Genomic DNA, 4,375 nt, shown 5'->3' on the forward strand with positions numbered 1-4,375 from the left:
GCCGCGGCCCATGCCGCCACCGCCGCCGCCGCGACCGCCCCGCCGTCCGCCGCCGCCCCGGCCGCTGGCCGGGCGGCCCTCGGGCGGCCCCGCATCGAAGTTCAGGACGCCGATCTCCGGCACCACGTCGCGCTCGTAGTGCTGCAGCTCGAAGCCGTCGATCACCCCGTCGCCATTGGTGTCCAGCGTCTTGAACGAATGCAGGGCGTCGGCGCGGAACTCCGCGAGGCTGATGGCGCCGTCGTGGTCGGTGTCGACTTGCTCGACCCAGTGGCCGAGGCCGTCCTCGCCGCGGAACGGCTCGCCCGACGGGCTGATGAACAGGCGCACCGGCTTCAGGGCCTCACCGCGGACCATCCGGCCTGAACTGCCGCGATAGCGGTCCGGGCCCTGGGGCTGGTTCGACGCGCATGCGGCCAAGGCCAGCAACAACACCGCCGCAAGACCGCGTCTGATCATCCGAAAACCCCTGCTAGCCCGTGGGCGACCTAGACCGCCCCGCTGAGGCCAAATTGCGCCCCGAGCGTGTCGGCGTCGAAACCCTTTCCTACGCCGCGGGGACCGGCTCTAGTAGCGAAGCTTGAAAAGCCGGGAGTGAGACGCATGTTCGCCAGGTTCCTCGTCCGCGTGATCTTCGGCGCGCTGGGCCTTTGGGTCGCCTCCAAGCTGGTGGCTGGGATCGAGGTTAGGGACACCACCGCCCTGATCCTGGCGGCCCTGCTCCTGGGCGTGGTCAACGCCTTCGTGCGGCCGATCGTCTTCGTGCTCACCCTGCCGCTCACCATCATCACGCTGGGCCTGTTCCTGCTGATCGTGAACGCCGCGATGATCGGGCTGGTCTCGATGATCGTGCCCGGGTTCCATGTGCACGGCCTGATCGCCGGCGTGCTGGCCGCGATCGTCACCGGCATATCGAGCTGGATCGGCGGGATGATCCTGCGCGACGACCGGCGCGAGCGGGCCTAGGTCGCGGCGCCCGCGGAGATCAGCGCCTCGACAGCCGCGGCGTCGTAGCCGGCCTCCGCCAGCACTTCGCGGGTGTGTTCGCCGAGCTTGGGGGCCGGGCCGGCCGGGCCGGTTGGCGTCGCCGGGAAGCGCACCGGCGCGGCCGGGGCCCTGAAGCTGCCGCCCCAGCCGTCGGGCGTGTCGACGAAACAGCCGGCCTCGTGCGCCTGGGGATCGTCGACGAAGTCATCCAGCGTGGTCATCGGCGCGAAGATGATGTCGGTCTTGCGCATCATGGCGCTGGCCTCATCGAGCGTCAGGGTCTCGAACACCGCGTCCAGAAGGGCCCGGATCTCGTGGACCACGGCCATGTCGACGATGGGCGCCGCGCAGCGCGGCTCGTCGATCAGCTCGGCGCGGCCGATCAGGCGCATCATCTGCGGGAAGTCGTTGGGGCCGCGCTGGGCGACATAGATCCAGCGGTCGTCCTTGGTGCGGAAGTAGCCGGCGATGGCGCCGGGGCGGCTGTGCCGGGGCTGGGCGGTCAGCGCCTCGCCGTTGCGCAGCCGGATCGACATGTCCCAGCCCAGCGCATAGCAGCCGACCCGCATCAGGGCGGTCTCCACCTGGCGCCCGACGCCGGTCCGGTCGCGCTCATGCACGGCGGCGAGCACGCCCGAGAGGGTCGCCAGCGCCGTCACATGGTCGCCGAAGCCGGGCCGGGAGCCGATGGGTTCGCGGTCGGGCGGATTGATCGCGGCGGCCACGCCGCTGCGGTTCCAGAAGCCGGTCAGGTCGAAGGCCGGGGTGTCGGCGTCCGGACCGGTCAGGCCGTAGCCGGTGACATTGGCGTAGATCAGCGCCGGCAGCTCATCCTTCAGGCTCTCGTAGTCGAGCCGCGCACGCTTCAGGGCGCCCGGCCGCACATTGGTGATGAAGACGTCGGCGTCCTTCAGGATGGCGATCAGCGCCGCGCGGCCCTCGGGCTTGCCCAGGTCCAGCACGACGCCGCGCTTGCCGCGGTTTTCGTTGGAGAAGATCGGGTTTCCGGGGGTCTCGGCGGTGTCCGGCCAGAAGCCGCGCGTGGCGTCGCCGGCCGCGCTCTCGATCTTGATCACCTTGGCGCCCCAGTCGGCCATCACCGCCGCACAGCCGGGCCCGGCGATCCAGGTGGACCATTCCACCACCTTCAGGTCCGACAGCAGCATGGGCCAGGTCCTCCAACGCGCACGCCCCGACGTCTTCGGACGCTTCTGGGGTTCAGGTCCCTGGAATGCCAGCCTTCCGGCCCTTTCGAGTCAAGGACGGCGCGCTCGCTCGCTGAGCTTGACCGCGAGCGGGCGCGGGGCTCGATTGCGGGCTTGAGCGGGCCCGCCCGCATCCGGTCTTCGGAGTTTCCATGAAACATCTTCTGCTGTCCGCCGCCGTCCTGGCGCTCGCCGGGACCTCCGCGCTCGCCAAGCCCGCCGCGCACGGCGCCGCGCCGACCGCGGCGGAAGCCAAGGCCTTCGTGGCCAAGGCGGAGAAGGATCTGGCCGAGCTGAGCGTCTACGCCGCCAAGGCCGAATGGGCCTACGAGACCTACATCAACACCGACACCAGCTTCCTGACCGCCAAGGCCGGGGCCGAGCAGACCGAGACGGCGACCCGCTACGCCAAAGAGGCCGCGCGCTTCGACCATGTGCCGGTCGACGGCGTCACCCGGCGCAAGCTGCTGCTGCTGAAGAACGGGCTTGTGCTGCCCTCGCCCGACCGGCCGGGCGCCGCGCAGGAGATGGGCGACATCCAGGCCCGCCTGGCGACGCTCTATTCGACAGGCACGGCGACCATCGACGCCAAGACCCTGCACCTGGAGGATCTCGAGGACGAACTGGCCAGGACCCGCGACCCGGCCAAGGCCCGGGAGATCTGGGAGAAGTGGCGCCTCGTCTCCCCGGCCATGAAGGCCGACTATGTGAAGCTGACCGCGCTCGCCAACGAAGGCTCGCGCGGCATCGGCTACAAGGACACCGGCGCGCTCTGGCGCGGCGGCTACGACATGACGCCCGACCAGTTCGCGGCGCTCACCGACAAGCTCTGGGGTCAGGTCGAGCCGTTCTACACGAACCTGCACTGCTACGTGCGCGCCCGCCTCAACGCCCGGTACGGCGACGCCGTGCAGCCGAAGACCGGCCCGATCCGCGCCGACCTCACCGGCAACATGTGGGCCCAGCAGTGGGGCAACATCTACGACGTCGTGGCCCCGGCGAACGGCCCGGGCATGGGCTACGACCTGACCAAGCAGCTCACCGCCCGCGGCTACGACGCGCCAAAAATGGTGAAGACCGCCGAGAACTTCTACATCTCGATGGGCTTTTCGCCCTGGCCCCAGACCTTCTGGGAGCGCTCGATGATCACCCGCCCGCGCGACCGCGAGGTGCAGTGCCACGCCTCGGCCTGGGACGTGGACAACAAGGACGACATCCGGCTGAAGGCCTGTATCCACGTCAACGCGGACGACTTCTTCACCGTCCACCACGAGCTCGGCCACAACCTCTATCAGCGCGCCTACAACACCCAGCCGTACCTGTTCGAGAACGGCGCCAACGACGGCTTCCACGAGGCGATCGGCGATTTCGCGGGTCTGAACGCGCTGACGCCCGGCTATCTTAAGCAGCTCGGGATCATCGATGCGGTGCCTGGCCCGGAGGCCGACATCCCATATCTCCTGAAGCAGGCGATGGACGGCATCGCCTTCCTGCCGTTCGGCCTGCTGGTCGACAAATGGCGCTGGGAGGTGTTCTCCGGCCAAGTCACGCCGGAGCACTACAACGACGCCTGGTGGGCGCTGGTGAAGCAGTACCAGGGCATGGTCCCGCCGGGCCCGCGGCCGGCCGACGCCTTCGACCCCGGCGCGAAGAACCACATCGCCACCTCGGTGCCCTACGCGCGCTACTTCCTGGCCAGGATCTATGAGTACCAGTTCTACCGCGCCGCCTGCCGCCAGGCCGGCTGGAAGGGGCCGCTCAACCGCTGCTCGGTCTATGGCGACAAGGCGGTGGGCGCGAAGTTCGCCAAGATGCTGGCGATGGGCCAGTCGCGCCCCTGGCCCGAGGCGCTCGAGGCCTTCACCGGCGAGAAGGACATCGACGCCACCGCCATCGCCGACTACTTCGCCCCGCTCAACGTCTGGCTCACCGAGCAGAACAAGGGCCAGCAATGCGGCTGGAAGAGCTGAGGCGGGCGCCCAAAGAAAAAGGGCGGGACCTTGCGGTCCCGCCCTCGTTCATTCGGTAGGCCTAAGCTGCGTGGACTAGAAGTCCATGTCGCCCATGCCGCCCATGCCGCCGCCGCCGGGCATGCCGCCGCCGCCGCCGCCCTTCTTGGGCGCCTCGACGATGGCCGCTTCGGTGGTGATCATCAGGCCGGCGACCGAGGCCGCGTCCTGCAG

At 69.6% G+C, this 4,375-nt stretch carries 4 protein-coding genes and 1 pseudogene; 2 read left to right on the forward strand and 3 right to left on the reverse strand.

Annotation, left to right across the window (positions count from 1 at the left end; translation table 11 throughout):
* Positions 1–459: pseudogene (locus ACESMY_RS23465) on the reverse strand (hypothetical protein); the annotation flags it as partial.
* Positions 460–603: 144 nt separating this feature from the next.
* Between ACESMY_RS23465 and ACESMY_RS23470 the strand changes: the two are divergent.
* The gene (locus tag ACESMY_RS23470; protein WP_372787061.1) at positions 604–966 is read left to right on the forward strand and encodes a phage holin family protein; all 363 of its coding nucleotides are present in this window, start codon (positions 604–606) and stop codon (positions 964–966) included.
* Here ACESMY_RS23470 and ACESMY_RS23475 read toward each other — a convergent pair.
* Positions 963–2,153, reverse strand: coding sequence for a CaiB/BaiF CoA transferase family protein (locus ACESMY_RS23475; protein ID WP_372787062.1), 1,191 nt, complete (start codon positions 2,151–2,153; stop codon positions 963–965). The genes ACESMY_RS23470 and ACESMY_RS23475 overlap by 4 nt on opposite strands.
* A gap of 191 nt (positions 2,154–2,344) precedes the next feature.
* On the opposite strand from ACESMY_RS23475, the gene ACESMY_RS23480 reads away from it, so the two are divergent.
* Positions 2,345–4,162, forward strand: coding sequence for a M2 family metallopeptidase (locus ACESMY_RS23480; RefSeq protein WP_372787063.1), 1,818 nt, complete (start codon positions 2,345–2,347; stop codon positions 4,160–4,162).
* 75 nt (positions 4,163–4,237) lie between these two features.
* Here ACESMY_RS23480 and ACESMY_RS23485 read toward each other — a convergent pair.
* A partial coding sequence (locus ACESMY_RS23485; RefSeq protein ID WP_372787064.1) for a hypothetical protein occupies positions 4,238–4,375 on the reverse strand: 138 nt, incomplete at its 5' end.

This window comes from Phenylobacterium sp. (genome assembly GCF_041691455.1).
Lineage (GTDB): Bacteria > Pseudomonadota > Alphaproteobacteria > Caulobacterales > Caulobacteraceae > Phenylobacterium.

What these genes read in the sequence shown, in the direction of transcription:
- ACESMY_RS23480 (WP_372787063.1), top strand. Translation starts at nt 2,345, where the DNA reads ATGAAACATCTTCTGCTGTCCGCCGCCGTCCTGGCGCTCGCCGGGACC.
- ACESMY_RS23470 (WP_372787061.1), top strand. Translation starts at nt 604, where the DNA reads ATGTTCGCCAGGTTCCTCGTCCGCGTGATCTTCGGCGCGCTGGGCCTT.
- ACESMY_RS23475 (WP_372787062.1), bottom strand. Translation starts at nt 2,153, where the DNA reads ATGCTGCTGTCGGACCTGAAGGTGGTGGAATGGTCCACCTGGATCGCC.